Here is a 19,256-nt window from a genome sequence, read left to right on the forward strand (position 1 = left end):
TCGCGCCATCAGAGATGTGTATAAGAGACAGGGTGTACACGAGGAACGCGGTCGGGACAGACATCTCGACGTCGAGCGCGCCCAGCACCGCGCGCAGCATCAGGCTCCACGCGGCGAGCCAGCAGAGCCCCAGCCCGGCCGCCGCGGCGACGAGAGACGGGTCGGCGGCCGCGAGCGCGCCGACCACGCGGTCGACGCCCACGACGACGAACAGCACCGCGAGGAGCAGGACGGCGCCGCCCGCCCCGAGGATCAGCGCGCGCCGTTGTGGGCCTTCCATGGACGAGGTGACACCGTAGCGAACTTGAAACGTCTGCTTCCCGCCCGTCGCGCGTCGGCCGCCGCGGCGGAGGCCCGGAATGAGAATACATACGTACCGGCGGGCCGACGACTCACCCAATGGAAGATCAGCGGTTCCTCGAGTCGGAGTGGGACTACTGTCTGGTGCTCGACGCGTGCCGGTACGACGTGTTCGCGGACGTGTACGACGAGTACCTCGACGGGACGCTCGAAAAGCGCGAGAGCGTCGGGTCGTCGACGCCGGAGTGGGCCTACCGCACGTTCACCGGCGACCACGACATCGCGTACTTCTCCGGGAACCCGTTCATCAACGACCTCGGGATCCCGCTGAACGAGCTCAAGTGGGGCGCGAGCTGCGACTACGAGTGGACCGCCTCCGAGCACATCAGCGACATCCACGACGTCTGGAAGACCCAGTGGGACGACGACCTCGGTACGGTCCCGCCGGAGGGGCTCACCCGGGCGTACCGGAACAACCTCGACGCGGTCGAGCGCGCAGACCGCACCGTCCTCCACTACATGCAGCCGCACGCCCCGTACCTCTCCCGGGGGAAGGGCCAGAAGCTCAAGCAGATCCAGAAGGGGATCAGAGAGCAGGGGGAAGAAGACGACCACGGGGACGACGACGACGGCGGGCTGCTCTCCTCGCTCAGCGACTCGGTCCGGCCGAAGATCGAGAGCCGGCTGGACGACAGCGAGTTCGCCCAGAAGGCGGGGCTGTGGCTCGAACTCGACCCGAAGGACCTCGTGAGAGACGGCACGCGCGTGACGGCGCTGTCGATGTACGAGGAGAACCTCCGGATCGCCTTAGAGAGCGTCTCCGAGCTCGTCGACGAGCTCGACGGCGACGTCGTCGTCACGGCCGACCACGGCGAGGCGTTCGGCGAGGAGGGCGTCTGGGAACACCACATCGAGACGTACATCCCCGCGCTGATGGAGGTCCCGTGGCTGGAAGTCGAGTGATCGACCGCGTCCCGGCCCGCTCCCCGTGTCGACGATGAGGGTCAGCCACTACTTCGAGTTCGGAGAGCACGTCACCGGCGGCATCGCCGCCTCCGTCGACCACCAGCGCAAGATGTTCGACCTGGCGGGGATCGAGTACACGACCGAGCCGACGCTCGACGCCGACGTGCTCCACTGCAACCTGATGGGCCCGCGCTCGGTCTGGCACGCGCGCCGCGCCCGGAAGGCGGGCGTCCCCGTCGTGGCGCACACCCACGTCACGGCCGAGGACTTCGGCGATAGCTTCCGGTTCACCAACGCGCTCGCGCGCCCGCTCAGGCCGTACCTCCGCCGGGCGTACGGGCTCGCCGACCGGCTGATCTGCCCCTCGGAGTACAACCGCGACCTGATCGAGGGGTACGCGGACGTGCCGACGACGGTCGTCTCGAACGGGGTCGACCGCGAGAAGCTGGCGGGGTTCGAGTCGCTCGAGGCCGAGTACCGCGAGCGGTACGACCTCGACCCCCCGACGGTGTTCCTCGTCGGTCACGTGATCAAGCGGAAGGGGTTGGAGACGTTCGTCGAGACGGCCCACCGCATGCCCGACGTCGACTTCGCGTGGTTCGGTCCCGTCGACCGGTCGCTGAAGGGTCGCGAGACGACCCGTCTCATCGAGGAGGCCCCGTCGAACTGTACGTTCACGGGCTTCGTCGACGACATCCGCGGCGCGTACGCCGCGGGCGACGTGTTCTGTTTCCCGACCCACGAGGAGAACGAGGGGATCGCGCTGCTGGAGGCGATGGCGGCCGGGAAGCCGGTCGTCGTCCGAGACATCGAGACGTTCTCGTGGCTGGACGACGGCGAGGAGTGTCTGAAGGTGGGCGACGGGCGAGACGGATCGGACGCCGCGAGCGCGCCCGCGGACGGCGCTCCCGGCGACAACGTCTCGGGGTTCGTCGACGCGATCGACGAGCTACGCGACGCGGACCGGCGGGCGGAACTCGGCGCGAACGTCGCCGCGCGCAGCGAGGCGTTCGCCCTCGACGCGATCGCCGACCGGTACCGGTCGCTGTACGCGGAACTGGCCTGAGACCCCCTCGCGGCCGTCTCTCGGCCGGCGTTCGGAAATTTGCGAAAACCGCAGTTGGTATGTCGGGCGACCGAGTCCGTAGAGCCAAATGATCCGAGTGAGCGTTATCGGCTGCGGCAACATGGGGGGTGCCCTGCTCAGGGGGTTGGCCCGCGCGGAGGGGTACCACCTCACGGCGATCGACCTCGACCCCGAGGCGCTCGCCGCGATCGAAGGCGTCGTCGACGAGACGACGGAAGACGTGGCGGCGGCGCGAGACGCCGACATCGCCGTCCTCGCGGTGAAGCCGGACGTGGCCCCGGCGGTGCTCGACGACCTCGACCTCCGCGCCGACCAGCAGCTCGTGACCTTGGCGGCGGGCCTCCCCCGCGAGTTCGTCGCCGAGCGCACGGACGCGTCGGTCGTCCGCATCATGCCCAACCTCGCGGCCGAGACCGGCGACATGGCCGCCGCGGCGACGAACGCCGGCCTCACCGACGAGGTGCGAGCCATGCTCGACGACGTCGGCGAGTTCGTCGAGGTCGACGAGTCGCTGATGCACGTCTCGACGGCCGTCAACGGGAGCGGTCCCGCCTTCGCCTTCTACCTGATCGACGCGATGAAACAGGGCGGGATCGAGAGCGGGCTCGACCCCGAGCAGGCCGAGACGCTGGCCGCGCAGACGTTCAAGGGCGCGGCGGAGACGGTGCTGCGCGACGACCGGAGCGTCGACGAGCTGATCGACGCGGTCTGTTCGCCGAACGGCACGACCATCGAGGGCATGGACGTGCTGTGGGACAGCGACGCCGACGCCGCGGTCGAGGAGGCCGTCGCGGCCGCGGAGCGTCGGTCGCGCGAGCTCGCCGAGGCGTTCGACGATGCCTGAGGACGCGGGCGTCGAGCGGGTGGGCGCGACCGACGGCGAGCGCGTCGCGGCCGCTCGGAGGGAGGCGGCCACGGCGGACCGAGTGATCGTCAAGGCCGGGACGAACTCGCTCACCGACGACGACTCCCGGCTCGACCGGGTGAAGCTCGACAAGCTCGTCGCGGACGTGATGGACCTCCGCGAGCGCGGCACCGAGGTCGTGCTGGTGTCGTCGGGCGCGGTCGGCGCGGGGACCGGTCGGCTCGACGTGGGACCGGAGTCACGGGACGGCGTCGACTCGATCGCGGAGAGCCAGGCGCTCTCGACGGTCGGACAGGGGCTGCTGATGCGACACTACACGCAGAGCTTCGAGCGGTTCGACCAGGACGTCGCGCAGATCCTCGTGACGGGCACAGACCTCGACGCGCCCGACCGCTTCGACAACTTCACCAACACGGTGGAGACGCTCCTCTCGTGGGGCGTCGTCCCGGTCGTCAACGAGAACGACGCGGTGGCGACCGACGAGCTGCGGATCGGCGACAACGACATGCTGTCGGCGTCGATCGCGATGGGCCTCGACGCGGACCTCCTCGTGACGCTCACCGACGTCGACGGCGTCTACACCGGGAACCCGAAGCGCGACGCCGGCGCGGAGCTGGTCGAGGCGGTCGACGACGGCTACGACCGCCTGCGGGAGATCGTTGGCGACGGCACCGAGACCGACTTCGGGGGGATCCGGACGAAGGTGGAGGGTGCCCACGACGTGAGCCGCCACGGGATCCCCGCGATCATCGCGGGCTCGGCCGAGCGCGACGTGTTAGACCGGATCGCAGCGGGTAAGCCGACGGGCACGCTATTCGTGCCGAAGACGGGTGACGACGATGAGTGACACCGACACGGAACCGGACACCGACGTGGAAGCCGACACGGACGAACTGGCCCGCGAGGCGGAGCGCGCCGCGCTTCGGCTCGCGAACGCCGACGAGGCGACCCGGAACGAGGCGCTCCGGGCCATCGCCGACGAGATCCGCGAGCGCGAGGCGGCGATCCTCGACGCGAACGCGGTCGACGTCGAGGAGGCGGAGGCGATGCTCGCGGACGGCGAGTACACGCAGGCGCTCGTCGACCGCCTGAAGCTCGACGAGACGAAGATCGAGGAGATCGCGTCGATGGTCGAGTCGGTCGCCGAACAGGACGACCCGCTCGGCGAGACGCTCGCGGCCCGCGAACTCGACGAGGACCTCGAGCTGTACCGGGTCGCCGTCCCGATCGGCGTCGTCGCGACCGTGTTCGAGTCGCGGCCCGACGCCCTCGTCCAGATCGCGGCGCTCGCGCTGAAGTCGGGTAACGCGGTCGTACTCAAGGGCGGCAGCGAGGCCAGCGAGTCGAACCGGGTCCTCCACGAGGCGATCCTCGACGCGACCGCGGACCTCCCCGACGGCTGGGCCGCGCACATCGAGGCGCACGAGGAGGTCGACCGCCTCCTCGAACTCGACGACCGCGTCGACCTCGTGATGCCGCGCGGCTCCTCCGAGTTCGTCTCGTACATCCAAGAGAACACGCAGATTCCCGTGTTGGGCCACACGGAGGGTATCTGCCACGTCTACGTCGACGAGGCGGCCGATCTGGAGATGGCCGAAGACGTCGCCTTCGACGCGAAGGTCCAGTATCCGGCGGTGTGTAACGCCGTCGAGACGCTGCTCGTCCACGACTCCGTCGCCGACGCGTTCCTCCCCGACCTCGTCGAGCGGTACGAGGCGGCCGGCGTGGAGCTGCGCGGCGACGAGCGGACCCGCGAGGTCGTCGACGTCGACCCCGCGACCGACGACGACTGGGACACCGAGTACGGCGACCTCGAACTGTCGATCGCCGTCGTCGACGGCGTCTACGCCGCGGTCGAACACGTCAACGACCACGGGTCGAAACACACCGAGTCGGTCATCACCGAGGACCCCGGGACGGCCGAGACGTTCATGACCGGCGTCGACGCCGCGAGCGCGTTCCACAACGCGTCGACGCGGTTCGCGGACGGCTACCGCTACGGGCTCGGCGCGGAGGTCGGCATCTCGACCGGCAAGATCCACGCCCGCGGCCCGGTCGGACTGGCCGGACTCACTACCTACAAGTACTACCTGGAGGGCGACGGCCACCTCGTCGCCAGCTACAGCGGCGAGGACGCCGTCCCCTTCACCCACCGCGAACTCGGCGGCGTCGACTGGACGCCGGGCGGGAAGTAAGCCGGGGTCGGCGACCGCTCGGCCGGTTTCACCCCTGAAGGAGGTTCAGCACCTCGTCGGTGACCTCGGGCTCGACGGCGACGACGTAGCGCTTCCCCGGTGTGAGCGTCGTGTCGGACCGGGCGACCCGATGCGCGTCGTCGGCGGAGACGACCACCGCACCGTCCGGGAACCGGACCTGCGTGAGCGGCTTCCCGGCGGCCGGCGCGCCCTCCGCGACGCGGACGAGCATGATGTCGAGGTCCCCCGTCACGTCCGCCAGCGTCTGGACGTCGTCGCCGACGACCTCGTTCGCCGCCACGCGGGCACCGGCTCGCTCCGGGAACAGCACCGCGTCGACAAAGCGCGTGTACGCCTCGCCGGCGGCGCGGTCGATGCGGGCCACCGTCCGGATCTCCGGGGCCAGTTGCCGAGCGGCCAGACAGACGGCGAGGTTGAGCCCGGTCTCCCCGGTGAGCGCCGCGACCACGTCCGCCCGCTCGATGCCGGCCTGCTCGATGATGTCGGGGTTCGTCGCGTCGCCGCGGATCACCGTCGCGACGTACGCGTCGGCGATCTCGGAGACGACGCGTTCGTCGCGCTCGACGATCGTCACCTCGTGGCCGTGCTCCGCGAGGATCTCAGCCGTTTGGAAGCCGACACGTCCGCCGCCCGCGATCACGATGTCGAGTGAGCTCGTCATGAGTTCAGTCCTCCGCTTCCGGCGCGGGCGTCGCGTCCGTCGCCGGGGAGTCCGCGTCCGGTTCCGCCCGCAGTCTGTTGAGCGCGAGATACGCAGCGCCGCCGAGCAGGATCCACGCCGCGCTGAGCGCCAGCGCCAACGGGTCCGTCCGCAGCAGGTACTCCACGAGCACCCCGGTCAAGACCAGGTTGAGCGCGATGCCGATCAGCGGCGGGGCCGGGTAGAACGGCATCTCGTAGGGCCGGTGCATGTTGGGTCGCTCGCGGCGGAGCCGGATCGCTGCGACGTTGACGATGACGAACGAGAGCAGGAAGAAGAGGCTCGACATGTTCCCCGCGCTCTGGGTCGGCAGCGCGACGGAGCCCAACATGACCACGGCGCTCGCGAGGATCGCGACGAACGGCGTCCCGTACCGGTGATGGATCTGGCCGAACGAGGGGAGCAGCTGCCCCTCGCGTCCCATCGAGAACACGACCCGCGAGGAGGCGATCACGACCGCGTTCAGCGCCGTCAGCGTCGAGAACACCGCGCCGAAGACGACCAGCGCGCCGCCGTTCTGGATGATCGGCAAGCCGGTCGGCATGAACGAGGTCGCGGCCGTGGCGATCCCGGCCTCTCCCGCCTCCGCGAGCCCCTCGGCCCCGAGGGTTCCGACGGCGACGGTGACGACCGCTAGGTAGACCACCACGGTCACGGCGAGGCTCACGAAGATCGCCTTCGGGATGTTCTCTCGCGGGTTCTCCACCTCTTCGGTGACGGTCGTGATCAGGTCGTACCCCTCGAAGGCGATGAACGTGAGTCCCATCGCCGGCAGGACCGCTCCCGCCCCGCTGCCGGCGGGGAACAGCGGCTGGAACTCCGCGCCGGAGAACATCGGGGACGCCAGCCCGAACGCGACGAACACCACTAGGATGCTCACCTTGATGATCGTGAACACCGTCTCGGCCTTCCCGCTGGCGGCCGTGGAGACGGCGTTGAGCGCCACCAGCCCGAAGACGGCGACGAACGCGAGCAGGAAACCCGGGCTGAGCTCCGCGCCGACGACCGGCAGGACGACGGCCCCGATCTCGTCCGGCGGGGCGACGGCCCCGTAGACGTGGAGCAGTTCGAGGAAGTTCGGGGCGAATCCCAGCGCGTAGAGGGCCCCGGCGATCATGTACGCGAACCAGAGCATCCAGCCCATGATGAACGACGAGAGGTCGTCGAATATCTCGCGGACGAACGCGTATCCGCCCCCGCTCTTCGGGATCGAGCTGGCGAGTTCGGCGTACGAGAGCCCGGTGAACGCGGTGACGACCCCGTTCAGCGCGAAGACGACGATCGCCGCCGGCCCGGCGATCTCCGCGGCGAGTCCGGTCAGTACGAAGATGCCGGCACCGATCATCGCTCCCATGCCGATCATCGTCGCGTCGAGCAGTCCGAGTTCGGCCTCCGGGGACCGAGTCTTGCTTCCACTCATCGGTCGGGGGGGTCGTGTCCCGTGTCGTCCATCGTACGCTCCGGTATACCGTATTCTTGCCACTTTATCCCTCGGGTGAATTCGGGCGGTCTCGGAATCTTGGGGGGGCCTGATACGCCCGTCCTTCGAGAAAGCGCACGTAGCCGTCCCAGCCACGCGGAATACGGCCCGGATTAAAGGAGTCGGACGCCGAGGCATGACACGATGACCCAATCTAAGCGATTCGTCATCGCCGGCGGCGGGCGCGTCGGGCTCCAGACCGCGGAGAACCTCACCGATCAGGGGCACGAGGTGCTGCTGATCGAGGCCGACGCCGACCGCGTCGAGGAGCTGTCCGACGCGTACCTCGGGCCGGTGATCCACGGCGACGCCACCGAGCAGTCGATCCTCAGACAGGCCAACCTCGGGAGCGCCGACGCCATCGCGGCGCTGACCGACGAGACGGGGACGAACACGGAGATCTGTATGACCGCCCACCACCTCGCGCCGACCATCCGGACTCTGGCCAGGTCGGAGGACCGGACCGGAGGGGATTACGGCGAGGTCGTCGACGCCACGCTGCTGCCGCAGTCGCTCGGCGGCGACCACGCGGCCGACATGCTCACCGGCGAGGAGATCCGAACGCTCGTGTTCCCCACCGCCGACCTCGACATCATCCAGGTGACGGTCGCCGAGTCGGCCCCCGTCGCGGGACGACGGCTCGACGAGATCGCGCTTCCCGCCGGGAGCCTCCTCATCTCCACGTCGGACCGAGAGTCGCTCGCCGGTCCCGACACGCTGCTCGAACCGTCCGAACAGTACATCCTCGCCGTCGAGTCGGACGTCGTCGACGAAGTCGTCAACCTCTTTCGCGGGTGACCGCCGCGCGACGGGAGCGACGCCCGTCGCGGCCGCTTCGGGTCCGTTCGTGACTGACCGTGTCCGGTAGCGCGACAACCGAATTCCATATAGCGAGATACAGTTTACCTGTCCCACCTCAGACGAAAATGCGTTTCTTCGAGTCCGACAGATTCGAACACATCGAGCCGAATTCGGGCTCACTCCGGAATCATTACCCTCGGCGCTCACGCAGCACGGGGTATGACCGACTCCGACTGGGGCGACTGGCTGCCGCGCGCGGTCGCGGACGCCGACCCCGACACGGTGGCGCTGTGGTACCTGGGCTGTAACGGCTTCGCGATCAAGGGGCGCGAGGGGACCGTCCTCTGGATCGACCCGTACGTCGGGACGGGCGACCCGCCGCGGACCGTTCGGATGATCCCAGTTCCCTTCGACCCCGAAGACATCGAAGTCGCGGACGCGGTGCTGGCGACGCACGAGCACACGGACCACGTCCACGGGCCCTCGCAGGCGCCGATCCTCGCCGACACCGACGCCGACCTCGTCGCGCCCGACGACTCGCTCGCGGTCGCGCGCGAGGAGGAGCGCTGGACTGACGAGTACGCCGTCGACGAGGCGGCGTTCACCGAGGTGACGGAGGGCGACGAGCTTCGGATCGGCGAGTTCACCGTTCACGTCGTCGAGACGCACGACCCGGACGCGACCCATCCTGTGGGCTACGTGATCGAACACGACGCCGGGACGGTGTTCCACGCCGGCGACAGCAAGCCCTCGCCGTCGTTCACGGGGCTCGCCGATCGGTTCGACATCGACCTCGGGATCCTCGCGTTCGGCTCCGAGGGGACGGTCCCGGACAAAGAGACCGGTGAACCGGTCCGGACCAAGTGGTACAGCGACGAAAACGAGGTCGCGAGAGCGGCGAACGACCTCGGCCTCGACCGGTTGGTCCCGACCCACTGGGACATGTGGAAGGGCCTGACCGCGGACCCGACCGCGCTCCACGACCACGTCCGGAGCTACGCGTCGCCGAACCGGCTGGAGATCGTCGAGATCGGCGACCGAATCGACCTGTAAACCGCAGTCGAACGCCTGTTTTCACGGCGTTTCGGTTATCACCCACGAAACGCGGCCCGTGGAATTTAAGCCCCTGCTCCGGGACGTGCGGATATGAGTGAACGGACGGCGGAGGCGGCCACGACCGTCGACGAGGACGGGATCCGCGTCGAGAAATCCTTCACTGACGACGCGTTCCCCGTGCCCGCGGTGATGTACACCCTCTCCTCACACCGCGAGGACCCCGTACGGGTGCGCATCGTCGACCGGATCCCGGAGTCGTTCCCGATGGACCGTGTGGGGTTCCACCCGGAGTACGAGAGCGAGAACTGGACCGCGTACAAGGACCACCGCGTGGAGTTCGAGCGCGTGATAGACCCCGACGAGACCGTCGAGACGGTGTTCGGGATCCGCGACGACGACCCCGACCTCGACGGCTTCCTCGGGACGCCGGTGATCGAACACGTTCCGGTCGGCGAGGAGATCGAAGACGTCCTCGGGGCGGGCGACACCGACGCCGTGAGAGAGGTCCTCTCCGGCGACCGCGCGACGCTCCCGGGAATGGCCGAGGGCGACGAGCTCCTGCCGGAAGACCCCGCCGAGGAGCCCGCGACCGACGAGTCGGACGCGGAACCGAGCGACGCGCCGGACGTCGACGCCGAGCCGGAGGCCGACGATGAGGCCGAGGTCGACGCCGAGCCGGAAGCCGACGCCGAACCCGAGGTCGACGCGCCCGAGCCGCGCGCGGTCGAGAGCGAGAACATGGCCGCCGTGACGTCTCACGGAGGCGATTCGGCCGTCTCAGCGGTGGAATCGGAGCCAGATGCCGAATCGGATCCGGAGATCGAGCCGGATGCCGAATCGCCGACCGAAGACGAACAGTCGAGCGGCGACGATGTCGACGAGCGCGACGAGACGCCCGAAGTCGACGACGCGGAGGCGCCGGACACCGACGAGGAGAGCGAAGTCGCCGACGCGGACGAGGCCGACGAGACGCCGAACCTGCCCGGAGAGGGGGGGCTCGCGGCGACGCTGGCGTCCGAGATCCGCTCGGGCGCCGCCGACGAGGCGGACATCGCGACCATCGAAGAGGCGTTCGACGCCGGCGTCCCGCGCAGCGTCGACGTGCGGATCGCCCGTCTCCAGTCGAGCGTGGCGGACATCGAGGCGTACGCCGACGCGCTCGCGGAGTTCATCGACGGCGAGGGGACCGCCCGGGAGATCCTCGACGGCATCGACGAGCGCGTCGACGCCGTCGAGTCCGAGGTCGACGCCCTCGACGACCGGCTCGACACCGCCGACGACGAGCGCGAGGCGATCGAGTCGGACGTCGAGCGAGTGGATTCGGCGGTCGACTCCGCGACGGAGGCGGTCGACTCGGTCGAAGACCGGGTCGATTCCGTCGAGAGCGACGTGGAGACGGTCGACGCCGACGTGCGCGACGTCGAGGACGACGTTCAGGCGGTCAAGACGGACGTCGAGTCGGTCGACGAGAGCGTCGAATCGGTTCGAGACGCCGTCGACGCCGTCGAGGGCGACGTCGGCGACCTCGCCGCCGACGTCGAGCGGGTCGACGGAGAGGCCGACGCCGTCGCGGAGACGGTCGACGACCTGGGCGACGACGTCGAGACGCTGTACGAGGAGGTCGACAAGGCGGCCGAACGCGCCGAGGACGCCGAGAAGGCGGCCGAGAGCGCGGACGAACTGGCGGCGGACACCGCGGAGCGCGTCGACGGCGTGGAGTCCGGGCTCGACCGCTTCGACGAGGAGTTCGACGACCTGTGGGGCGACCTCGCGGAGGTCGACTCGCGGCTCACCGACATCGAGGACCGCCTCGGCGAGGACCTCGACGACGTCGCCGCCGAGATCGACGAGATCAACGACCACCTCGACGAGCTCGACGAGTTCCGGACGCGCCTCAACGAAGCGTTCGGTCCGTAAGCCGACGCGTTCGAGCACCGATCGACCGTCCTATCGCTTCGCCGACGGTCCGCGCCCGTCCGTGGAGAAAACGCAACCCGTTTCAGGTGTGCGGCCGCAGATAGCGCAATGACAGACCCGGTTCCGGTCGCCGTCCCCCGCAAAGGACGCCCGCTCGAAGCGGTCTTAGAGCGGTTCGCGGCCGTGACTGACGGCGAGCGTCTCGACCGGCTCGCGGACGACGTGAGCAACACGCTCCGGTACGAGAAGGCCGTCACGAAGGGGTCGGTAGAGGCCGACGAGGGGCCCTACGAGCGGCTGGCCGAGTACTCCGACCCCGCGACTCCGGCGGAGCCGGAGTTCACGCTGCTGCGCGACGACAGAGACGGGAAGCCCCGCCGGATCGTCTTCGACGCCGCTACGGTCGAGTTGGGCGACGTGACGGTCAAACTCGTCGGCCGCGAGGAGCCGTTTCGGGCGCTGCGAACCCACGAGTTCGCGCTCGGATTCGACTCCGCGGACCTCGTTCTGGAGGAAGTGGTCGAGATCAGAGAGAGCGGGCTCGGCACCATCGCCGACATCAACGACCGCATCGACCCGGTCGACACCGACGTGCGGGTCGTGACCGGACTCGGCGATACGGTGTACCACACCCTGATGGGGCGCCAAGACCGTCGAGACCCGAACACGACGTTCGACCGCGAGTATCTCACCGACTACGAGGGGCCGCTGTGTATCTCGCCGCGGTACGAGCGCCTCGTCACGGCGGTGTTGGGGACCGACGCGCTCGACGGCGTGGAGTTCGTCTACCCGGACGCACACGAGGAGGAGGAGGGCGCAATCGCCCGGTTCGGCCTCGGGGTGTACCTCACCGTCACCGGGTCGACGGCCCGGGAACACGGCCTCTCCGTCGGCGAACACCTGTTCCCGAGCGAGACGGTCCTGATGCGTAACGCGGCCGAGACGGAGGAGTCCGTCTCCCGCGTCCTCCGAGCGCTCGAACGCGAGGCGGCCGACTCGGAGATCCGCGTCTGACCCCGCGGTAGTCGAGACTGATCCGCTCGATACACGGGCGACAGAACAGCGCGATCGTCGAGAGCCCGTAATAAATCACCCGTCAGAGCGCCGCTCCTCCACCGGGTACGGGGGGACGAGCTCGCGAGGGGACGTTGAAGCGCCACTCACTCCGTGACCTCCGACCGGTCCGGTTGCGGACCTCGCTCCCGGGAACCGTTCACAACCGTCTTCTCCGGGAGTTCCTTCCGTCGTCGCGGCGGTCGGGTGAGCAATCGCTGTAGCACCGTCTCGTCGTCCGGGTCCGATTTCTCGATCACCTCGTACTCGACGAGGACGTCGCCGTCATCGGCCGCGGAGAGCCGGAAGTAGTTGAGCTGGTAGGCGGCGTAGTAGACCGGTGGGAGAACCCCGAGCAGCGGGTCGACTCGGCGGAGGCGTTTCAGCCACGTTCCGGTGTTGACGACGAGTCGCTCGTCGATTTCGGTCACCGACGGACGGTGCGTGTGCCCGTACACGTACACGGCGACCCGCGGTTCCGACGCGAACACGTCTCTGGCCCTGTCGAGGTATTTCTCGACGGGCTCCCGTTCGGTCGACGGCCGGACGAGTCCGAACCGCCTGAGCGTCCTGCGGGCATCCCACACGAATACGGCGAGTGGGACGGAGATCGCCAGTATCAGGACGATCATGACCAGATTTCCGGCGAGCACGAGTTCGACCAGTCGCCCGGCCGGCCCGAAGGAGCCGAGTAGTTCCTCGACCAGTGTGAGCGGCAGCGACCACACGTCGAACCAGTCGAGCGCGAATATCGCGACGTACAGCACACCGATGTTGAACAGGAGGAAGAACGGAACGACCGAGAACCGGAGCCACGAACTCATCTCCCGGTAGAAGTAGTTCGAGACCAGCCACTCGGGGATCTCGGTCATCGGCGTCACGGCCTGAATGTCCTTCAGCCAGTTGTACTTTCCACGGTCGGAGAGCTGTCCCGCGCGACTCGTTATCTGTCGGTTCACGAAGTAGCCCGGGGGGTTCGCGTACGGATTCCCGAAGTCCGGAGTCCGGTTGTTCGGGTCCTCTTGCATGCCGTGTTCGACGTGGACGAGCGAGTCACCGACCGTCCGTTCGATAGACACCTCCTGCTCCAGCGTGACGTTGTACTCCGCCAGTCGATCAACGTACTCCGGGTAGGCGGCGAGCTCGTAGTCGTGGTTCCCCGGGATGAGCGTGATCGAGACCGCTCGGCCGGTCGCTTCGAGCTGCTCGAACAGTTCGGGGTAGCGGTCGAGGAGCGCGTCGAACTTCGCCGGCCCCTCGACCTCGGTGAACTCCCAGAGCCCGAACGCGTCGCCGTTGATTATCAGTTCGGCGTCCTCGTCGCGCTCTTCGAGGTCCCCGAGAAATGCGAGCAGTTCGTCGAGAAAGTCCACCTGCCGGAGCTGCTCGTCCCCGCCGACGTGGAGGTCGCTGATGAAGTAGTACACGTCGGCCATATCGCTACTCGCTGTCCGGGGTTCCGGAGTTCCGGCCCCTCGATTCGATCTGGTCGGTTACGGTCCGCGTCTCTCCGGCGCGTCGAACGACCGCTCGCGTCGGTTCCGACCGCAGTGTGGCCGCCGGACACCGACCATCGAGGTGGACGACATCGTGACGGCGATGCGGCCGGTGACGTCCTCGGAGACAACGGTCTCGCGTCCCCGTCGCGCCGAAGGTCGATCTCCCGAACGTACACATACCAGCGACTGAATCGTGTCGGACATAGTTATTACCGCGTTACACGGGCGGTGATCGAACCGCCGGTGAGAAAGGTCGGCATAGACGAGCGGGCGTCCGAGGAGCCCGCACCGAAACGAACACACGACCGGATACTCTTTGCTCTCCGAGCCGGTGCTCCCCCTTGACGACGTTCCGAGACCACGGAGACCGGCTCGATTCCCCCCTCGTGTCCTCCCGTGGGACGCGCGGAGGGGTAAGCAAGTCTTTCGTTCGAATGCCTGTTCCTAACTAACTCCCTGGCAAGGGTAGCGTCGGTATGAGTTCACTCGTTGTACTCAGATTCGGCGACATGGACGGTGCTGAAGCCATGCGCGACAGGATGTACGGCCTCCAGAAGCGGGAACTGGTCAAGATCGAGGACGCAGCGGTCGTCGTCCGGAACGAGAAAGGGCGTGCGAAGGTCAAACAGGCGCACAGCCTCGTCGGTGCGGGCGCGCTTGGCGGTGCCTTCTGGGGCATGCTCATCGGGTTGTTGTTCTTCGCTCCGTGGCTCGGGCTGCTGGCCGGCGCCGCCGGCGGCGCGCTCTCCGGAAAACTCGGCGACATCGGCGTCGACGACGATTTCATCGACGAAGTTCGGGACGCGATCGAGCCCGGAAACTCCGCCCTGTTCCTGCTGGCCCGCGAGGGAAACACCGACCGCATCAAAGAGGAGCTGTCTGACTTCGAGTACGACTTCGAGATCATCGACACGAACCTCGACCCGGAAGACGAGAGGAACCTCCGCGAGACCTTCGCCGCGGAGGAAGTGGCCGGGTAACCCACTGACGCGCAGCACCGTCGCAGGTCGAGTCTCCGGGCGGGGACCGATTCCGTTCCGCCGTCTCGACCGATCGCACGATCGACACTCCGACTCATATGCCTCCAACCGCTTCGTCGGTCCTCAAGAGAACCCGCTCGCTCACCCTCGCCACCATCGACGACCGCGTTACCGCACGGTGTACTAGGCCCGTCGTCGCCCGCGTCGAACGTGTCGACGTACGGCGGGCCCGCAGCCAAGAGGCGGGTCGACGGCGGAACCGTCTGCGCGAGCGAGCGATCTCGCTTAGAACGTCCCAATGAGCACCGGAAAGAGCGGACCCCGGGACGGAGTCGACGCCCCAAAACAAAAGCAGGGGACGCTGGCATACTGGGGGCCCGCCATCGCGGTGAGCCTGTCGATGTTTATCGCGGTCATCGATTCGACCCTGATGAACGTCGCGATCCCCGCTATCGTGTCGGACCTAGACACCACCGTCTCCGTCGTCCAGGGGGCGATCGCGGTCTACTCGCTCGTGATGGCGGCGCTGATGCTTCCCGGTGGGAAGCTCCCGTCGATCTACGGCGTTCGGCGGCTCATGCAGGGAACGCTCGTCGTCTACGCCGCCGGGACGCTGCTGGCAGCCGTCAGCTGGAGCCCCGCCGTCCTGTACTTCGGCTGGTCCCTCGTCGAGGGCGCTGCGGCCGCCGTGTTGATGCCCCTGACCTTCACGGTGCTCATCGTCACCTACGACGGGAGAGACCGCGCGAGGGCCCTCGGGGTGCTGGCGGGCGTGAGCGCGGCGGGCGCGGCCGTCGGGCCGATCTTCGGTGGGGCGTTGACGACGTTCGCGAGCTGGCGGTGGGGGTTCGCCCTCGAGGCGGTCGTCGTCGCCGTCGCGCTAGTGTTCGTTCGCTACGTGAGTGCCGCCCCGCTGACGTCCGACCCCGACTCGCTCGACGTTGGAGGGACCGTCCTCTCCATCGTCGGCGCGACGTCGCTCGTCGTCGGCTTCCTCCTCGCCGGCAGGTTCGGATGGCTGGTCGCGACGCGTCCGTTCGTCGCCTTCGGCGTCCGGTTCAATCCCTTCGGGACGTCGCCGGCGCTGTGGACCGTCGGCCTTGGGCTGCTCGCGTTCGCCGCGTTCGTCCAGTACGAGTACCGCCTCGAGCGGGCCGGCCACTCGCCGCTCGTCCCGATGGGAATGCTCTCGAACCGCACCTTCACCGCCGGATCGCTTACCTTCGGCGCCCGGGCGCTCGTCATGGCCGGGTTCATCTTCGTCATCCCGGTGTACCTCCAGTCCGGCCTCGGCTACACCGCCTTCGAGGCGGGGGTCGCGATGCTCCCGTTCTCCGTCGGGACGCTCCTCGTCTCGACGTTCACCACCGGCTGGCGCGCGTACGTGGCTCCGAAGACCCTCGTCCAAGTCGGGGCCGTGCTGGTCGGCGTCGGCCTCTTGTTGCTGTTCCGGGACACGAACCCGGACCAGACGGTGCGAAGTATGGCCGTCCCGATGGCGGTCGTCGGCGTCGGTATCGGGCTGATGACGCCTCAGCTCGTCAACTCGACGCTGTCGGCGGTCCCCCAGGCGAACTCCTCGGAGGCCTCGGGCGTCATGAACGCGGCCGGGATGCTCGCGTACGCGCTCGGGACGGCCATCGTCGGAGCCTTCCTGCTCGGGGAGTTCTACCGCGGCGTGATAGACGGCACGTTCCGAGCGACCGGCGCCGCAGTGTCGATACCCCGACGCGACGAACTCGCCCGGGCGCTACAACGGGCCGCAGAGACAGCGACGGAGCCGACCCGACAGGCGTTCCTCGCCGGGTTGACCCCCGCGGAGCAGGCGCTGCTCGAAGAGATCTTCGAGGCCGCGTTCGTCGGCGCCCAGCGCGCGACGTTGCTACTCCTAGCCGTGTTCGCGGGGCTTACCCTCCTCATTTCGGCGTTCTTGCCGCGTAACCCCGAGAATCCGTGAAACGTCGATCGCCCGTACGCTGTCAATTGCCTAGCGCCGTCGGCGTTATCAAGTAAGCCGTGCGTTACCGCTGTAGCAACTGCCAGTGACCGACTCTCAGCCGTGCGTTCCGCCTCTCCCGTAGATGCTGCTGCGACCGGAGACTCACTGAGGGCTGCTTCGGCACACCCCCTGTGGGTTCGCCGCACTAGCACCGGGTATCGGTCGAAGTCGCTCGCGCGATCACGGCCAGCAGTATGACTCGATCAGGAGCGGTCGTGAGGACCGCCGGAGCGGCCTTCGTTCGGTTACGCATCGGATAGACCCTCTCGACGTCGATAGTGTCTCTCTTCGATTCGGCACCGCGGGACTGAATCGGTCGGTGGGTGTCGCTTCTTCCGGACGCCGGCGACGATATCGCGACATGCGATATACGTGTCCGCACGTCGAGGGACGAGGCCGTTTAATTCGCGTTCGGTGGTCTGCGACTCGTCACCGAGTACGCGATCCGCGGTGTTCGGGAGATCGATTCAAGCCACGCGAGACATCGGCTCGGTCACAGCCCAGTTCTCGTCGGCTGCCCCCGCCCGCTTCTCGACCGATGTGAAGTGCGTGCGCGACATCGGACGCATCCGCGGAGCCGCTTCGTGTATACGATATTGTAGTACTACTCTGTCTGCTTTGTAGCGCCTCAAATACGGATATTAAATTGAACGCGCCCAGTTAGAGGGCCTACGCTAGAAGATAAGTGACCTTATCCGGAAATCTGGGATATATTGAAGTGACCCGAACGAGAACCCTCGTTCGAGAGATGGGAGGCGACCGACAGTCGGTGAAGACGTACGTGCCGACGGAACAGAAAGACGTGTGGCGCGACCACGCCGACGAACTCGACATGTCGCTGAGCGAGTTCGTCAGGACGATGGTCCAAGCCGGGCGGCGAGGGTTCGCGCCGGCCGAGTCGCCGGAGCGCGAGGAACCCGCTTCCGAACCCTCTGACCCTAGGGGTCACGACCTGAAAAGCGGCGTCCGCGAGGCCCTTGAATCGGGCCCCCGTTCGTGGGACGAGCTCGTCGAGGCGGTGGTCGGCGACGTGGAAGACGAGCTCGAAGCGACGCTCGACGAGCTCCAAGATCGAAACCGCGTTCGATACAGCGGTCGCGACGGGGGGTACGTGTTGACCGATGAGTAGCACGCGCGCGGCCCCCGACCCCGACGACCCGGTCGGGTACTTCCTCGAAGACCTCACCTACCACGGGAAGACGGACCGAACCAGGGAGGCGTACGAGCGAGTCCTCCGGCGGTTCGAGGCGTTCCTCGACGGTGCCGACCCGGGGTCGGCGTCGCATCGCGACTGTATGTCGTTCGTCCACTCGCTGCGGGGGGACGTCGCGGACAGCACCGTCGCGACCTACGCCGCGTACCTCCACCGGTTTTACGGCTATATGACGGAGGTGGGCGCGTTCGACGGGAACCCGATGACGCTCGTGATGGAGGAGATGGACGAGACCGTCGACAAGGACCCCGCTCGCCGCGACGTCTCGATCCCGGCGATGCGGTCGTTCGTGGCCGGGATCCGCCACCCGCTCCACCGCGCGCTCGTCGTGACGCTGTTGAAGACCGGAATGCGGGTGGGAGAGCTGTGTAACCTTGACCTGCGCGACGTCTCGGTCGTCGACGCGGAGCTCGAAGCGGCGTACTCGCTCGGGGACCGACCGGCGCTCTCCGAGCGGCCGGACTCGGTCTTCGTGACGGCCGAGGCCGCCGTCGGCGAGGAGCTGAACGGCGAGGTGCGGACGGCCGCGAACAAGCGGAAGCGCGGGACCGTGATTCCGGTCGACGACGAACTCCGTCGGACGCTGAAGCGCTGGCTCGCGGTCCGACCGGACTCGCCGTCGCCGGCCGAGCCCCTGTTCGTCGGCACCGCGGAGGGGTGGGGCGAGCGGCTGGAACCGCAGGCGGTCAGGCACGCGGTCGAGCGATACGCTAGGGAGGAGGGGTGGTATCGCACGGGCGGCGGCGCCGACGAGAACGTCACTCCTCACTACTTCCGCCACTTCTTCACGACGCACCTCCGGGACCGGACCGGCGACCGCGGCGTGGTGAAGTATCTCCGGGGTGACGTCGCCGACGACGTGATCGACACGTACACCCACAACTGGGGGGACCAAGTCCGAGAGACGTACGAGGCGAACGTCTACCGACTGTTCCCCTAGTCAGATCTGCCGCTCCGCCTCGCGTTTTTAGTTGTCCCGTAGACGACGAATTTCGTCCGCTCGCCGACAAGTAAATTGTATATCGCTATACCGAATAGATGAGTGCGCGCCCCGTTCAGCTCCGGTCAACGGGAGGGTGTCGGCCGCGCGGAGACACCGTGTCACTCATGTGTCGCGAAGGGCG

The 19,256-nt window shown here is 67.9% G+C and carries 16 protein-coding genes and 1 pseudogene; 13 read left to right on the plus strand and 4 right to left on the minus strand.

The window, feature by feature from the left end:
* Nucleotides 1–280: pseudogene (locus C464_RS10895) on the minus strand (hypothetical protein); the annotation flags it as partial.
* 119 nt (nucleotides 281–399) lie between these two features.
* On the opposite strand from C464_RS10895, the gene C464_RS10900 reads away from it, so the two are divergent.
* The 5 genes from C464_RS10900 to C464_RS10920 all read left to right on the plus strand — a co-directional run bounded on the left by C464_RS10900 (nucleotide 400) and on the right by C464_RS10920 (nucleotide 5,413).
* Complete coding sequence (locus C464_RS10900; protein ID WP_006113754.1) at nucleotides 400–1,263, plus strand: hypothetical protein; 864 nt, start codon at nucleotides 400–402, stop codon at nucleotides 1,261–1,263.
* Nucleotides 1,264–1,297: 34 nt separating this feature from the next.
* Complete coding sequence (locus C464_RS10905) at nucleotides 1,298–2,332, plus strand: glycosyltransferase family 4 protein (protein WP_049911092.1); 1,035 nt, start codon at nucleotides 1,298–1,300, stop codon at nucleotides 2,330–2,332.
* 88 nt (nucleotides 2,333–2,420) lie between these two features.
* Nucleotides 2,421–3,197 (plus strand): pyrroline-5-carboxylate reductase, encoded by a 777-nt coding sequence (gene proC / locus C464_RS10910; RefSeq protein WP_006113756.1) that lies wholly within the window; start codon nucleotides 2,421–2,423, stop codon nucleotides 3,195–3,197.
* Nucleotides 3,190–4,065 (plus strand): glutamate 5-kinase, encoded by an 876-nt coding sequence (gene proB / locus C464_RS10915; protein ID WP_006113757.1) that lies wholly within the window; start codon nucleotides 3,190–3,192, stop codon nucleotides 4,063–4,065. Before proC ends, proB begins: the two co-directional genes overlap by 8 nt.
* On the plus strand, nucleotides 4,049–5,413 hold the full coding sequence (locus C464_RS10920) for a glutamate-5-semialdehyde dehydrogenase (protein WP_006113758.1): 1,365 nt from the start codon (nucleotides 4,049–4,051) through the stop codon (nucleotides 5,411–5,413). The genes proB and C464_RS10920 overlap by 17 nt, the downstream gene beginning before the upstream one ends.
* Nucleotides 5,414–5,441: 28 nt before the next feature.
* Here C464_RS10920 and C464_RS10925 read toward each other — a convergent pair whose 3' ends face one another.
* On the minus strand, nucleotides 5,442–6,095 hold the full coding sequence (locus C464_RS10925) for a potassium channel family protein (RefSeq protein ID WP_006113759.1): 654 nt from the start codon (nucleotides 6,093–6,095) through the stop codon (nucleotides 5,442–5,444).
* 4 nt (nucleotides 6,096–6,099) lie between these two features.
* Nucleotides 6,100–7,554 carry an APC family permease gene (locus C464_RS10930; protein WP_006113760.1) on the minus strand — a complete coding sequence of 485 codons (1,455 nt, stop codon included), beginning with the start codon at nucleotides 7,552–7,554 and terminating at the stop codon, nucleotides 6,100–6,102.
* A 204-nt stretch (nucleotides 7,555–7,758) separates the two neighbouring features.
* Here C464_RS10930 and C464_RS10935 point away from each other — a divergent pair, with 204 nt between their 5' ends.
* The 4 genes from C464_RS10935 (at nucleotide 7,759) to C464_RS10950 (ending at nucleotide 12,402) form a co-directional block, all read left to right on the plus strand.
* Nucleotides 7,759–8,412, plus strand: a complete 654-nt coding sequence (locus C464_RS10935) for a potassium channel family protein (RefSeq protein WP_006113761.1) — start codon at nucleotides 7,759–7,761, stop codon at nucleotides 8,410–8,412.
* Nucleotides 8,413–8,634: 222 nt separating this feature from the next.
* A complete protein-coding gene (locus tag C464_RS10940) occupies nucleotides 8,635–9,468 on the plus strand; it encodes an MBL fold metallo-hydrolase (protein WP_006113762.1) in 834 nt (277 codons plus the stop codon).
* A 93-nt stretch (nucleotides 9,469–9,561) separates the two neighbouring features.
* A complete protein-coding gene (locus tag C464_RS10945; RefSeq protein WP_006113763.1) occupies nucleotides 9,562–11,388 on the plus strand; it encodes an alanine-zipper protein in 1,827 nt (608 codons plus the stop codon).
* Between the two features lie 108 nt (nucleotides 11,389–11,496).
* Nucleotides 11,497–12,402 carry a hypothetical protein gene (locus C464_RS10950; protein ID WP_006113764.1) on the plus strand — a complete coding sequence of 302 codons (906 nt, stop codon included), beginning with the start codon at nucleotides 11,497–11,499 and terminating at the stop codon, nucleotides 12,400–12,402.
* A 146-nt stretch (nucleotides 12,403–12,548) separates the two neighbouring features.
* Here C464_RS10950 and C464_RS10955 read toward each other — a convergent pair whose 3' ends face one another.
* Nucleotides 12,549–13,877, minus strand: coding sequence for a metallophosphoesterase (locus C464_RS10955; protein WP_006113765.1), 1,329 nt, complete (start codon nucleotides 13,875–13,877; stop codon nucleotides 12,549–12,551).
* A gap of 572 nt (nucleotides 13,878–14,449) precedes the next feature.
* Here C464_RS10955 and C464_RS10960 point away from each other — a divergent pair.
* The 4 genes from C464_RS10960 to C464_RS10975 all read left to right on the plus strand — a co-directional run bounded on the left by C464_RS10960 (nucleotide 14,450) and on the right by C464_RS10975 (nucleotide 19,072).
* Nucleotides 14,450–14,920, plus strand: coding sequence for a DUF1269 domain-containing protein (locus C464_RS10960; RefSeq protein WP_080510430.1), 471 nt, complete (start codon nucleotides 14,450–14,452; stop codon nucleotides 14,918–14,920).
* 298 nt (nucleotides 14,921–15,218) lie between these two features.
* Nucleotides 15,219–16,877 (plus strand): MFS transporter, encoded by a 1,659-nt coding sequence (locus tag C464_RS10965; protein ID WP_080510431.1) that lies wholly within the window; start codon nucleotides 15,219–15,221, stop codon nucleotides 16,875–16,877.
* Nucleotides 16,878–17,667: 790 nt separating this feature from the next.
* Nucleotides 17,668–18,048, plus strand: coding sequence for a DUF5805 domain-containing protein (locus C464_RS10970; protein ID WP_006113768.1), 381 nt, complete (start codon nucleotides 17,668–17,670; stop codon nucleotides 18,046–18,048).
* The gene (locus C464_RS10975) at nucleotides 18,041–19,072 is read left to right on the plus strand and encodes a tyrosine-type recombinase/integrase (RefSeq protein ID WP_006113769.1); all 1,032 of its coding nucleotides are present in this window, start codon (nucleotides 18,041–18,043) and stop codon (nucleotides 19,070–19,072) included. Before C464_RS10970 ends, C464_RS10975 begins: the two co-directional genes overlap by 8 nt.
* The last annotated feature ends 184 nt before the right edge of the window (nucleotides 19,073–19,256 follow it).

The sequence above is a fragment of the Halorubrum coriense DSM 10284 genome (assembly GCF_000337035.1).
Lineage (GTDB): Archaea > Halobacteriota > Halobacteria > Halobacteriales > Haloferacaceae > Halorubrum > Halorubrum coriense.

Excerpts from the sequence above, each read along its gene's own strand:
- C464_RS10930 (WP_006113760.1), bottom strand. The coding sequence starts at position 7,554 with ATGAGTGGAAGCAAGACTCGGTCCCCGGAGGCCGAACTCGGACTGCTC.
- C464_RS10945 (WP_006113763.1), top strand. The coding sequence starts at position 9,562 with ATGAGTGAACGGACGGCGGAGGCGGCCACGACCGTCGACGAGGACGGG.
- C464_RS10950 (WP_006113764.1), top strand. The coding sequence starts at position 11,497 with ATGACAGACCCGGTTCCGGTCGCCGTCCCCCGCAAAGGACGCCCGCTC.
- C464_RS10970 (WP_006113768.1), top strand. The coding sequence starts at position 17,668 with ATGGGAGGCGACCGACAGTCGGTGAAGACGTACGTGCCGACGGAACAG.
- C464_RS10905 (WP_049911092.1), top strand. The coding sequence starts at position 1,298 with ATGAGGGTCAGCCACTACTTCGAGTTCGGAGAGCACGTCACCGGCGGC.
- C464_RS10955 (WP_006113765.1), bottom strand. The coding sequence starts at position 13,877 with ATGGCCGACGTGTACTACTTCATCAGCGACCTCCACGTCGGCGGGGAC.
- C464_RS10975 (WP_006113769.1), top strand. The coding sequence starts at position 18,041 with ATGAGTAGCACGCGCGCGGCCCCCGACCCCGACGACCCGGTCGGGTAC.
- C464_RS10925 (WP_006113759.1), bottom strand. The coding sequence starts at position 6,095 with ATGACGAGCTCACTCGACATCGTGATCGCGGGCGGCGGACGTGTCGGC.
- proC (WP_006113756.1), top strand. The coding sequence starts at position 2,421 with ATGATCCGAGTGAGCGTTATCGGCTGCGGCAACATGGGGGGTGCCCTG.
- C464_RS10960 (WP_080510430.1), top strand. The coding sequence starts at position 14,450 with ATGGACGGTGCTGAAGCCATGCGCGACAGGATGTACGGCCTCCAGAAG.
- C464_RS10940 (WP_006113762.1), top strand. The coding sequence starts at position 8,635 with ATGACCGACTCCGACTGGGGCGACTGGCTGCCGCGCGCGGTCGCGGAC.
- proB (WP_006113757.1), top strand. The coding sequence starts at position 3,190 with ATGCCTGAGGACGCGGGCGTCGAGCGGGTGGGCGCGACCGACGGCGAG.
- C464_RS10900 (WP_006113754.1), top strand. The coding sequence starts at position 400 with ATGGAAGATCAGCGGTTCCTCGAGTCGGAGTGGGACTACTGTCTGGTG.
- C464_RS10935 (WP_006113761.1), top strand. The coding sequence starts at position 7,759 with ATGACCCAATCTAAGCGATTCGTCATCGCCGGCGGCGGGCGCGTCGGG.
- C464_RS10965 (WP_080510431.1), top strand. The coding sequence starts at position 15,219 with ATGAGCACCGGAAAGAGCGGACCCCGGGACGGAGTCGACGCCCCAAAA.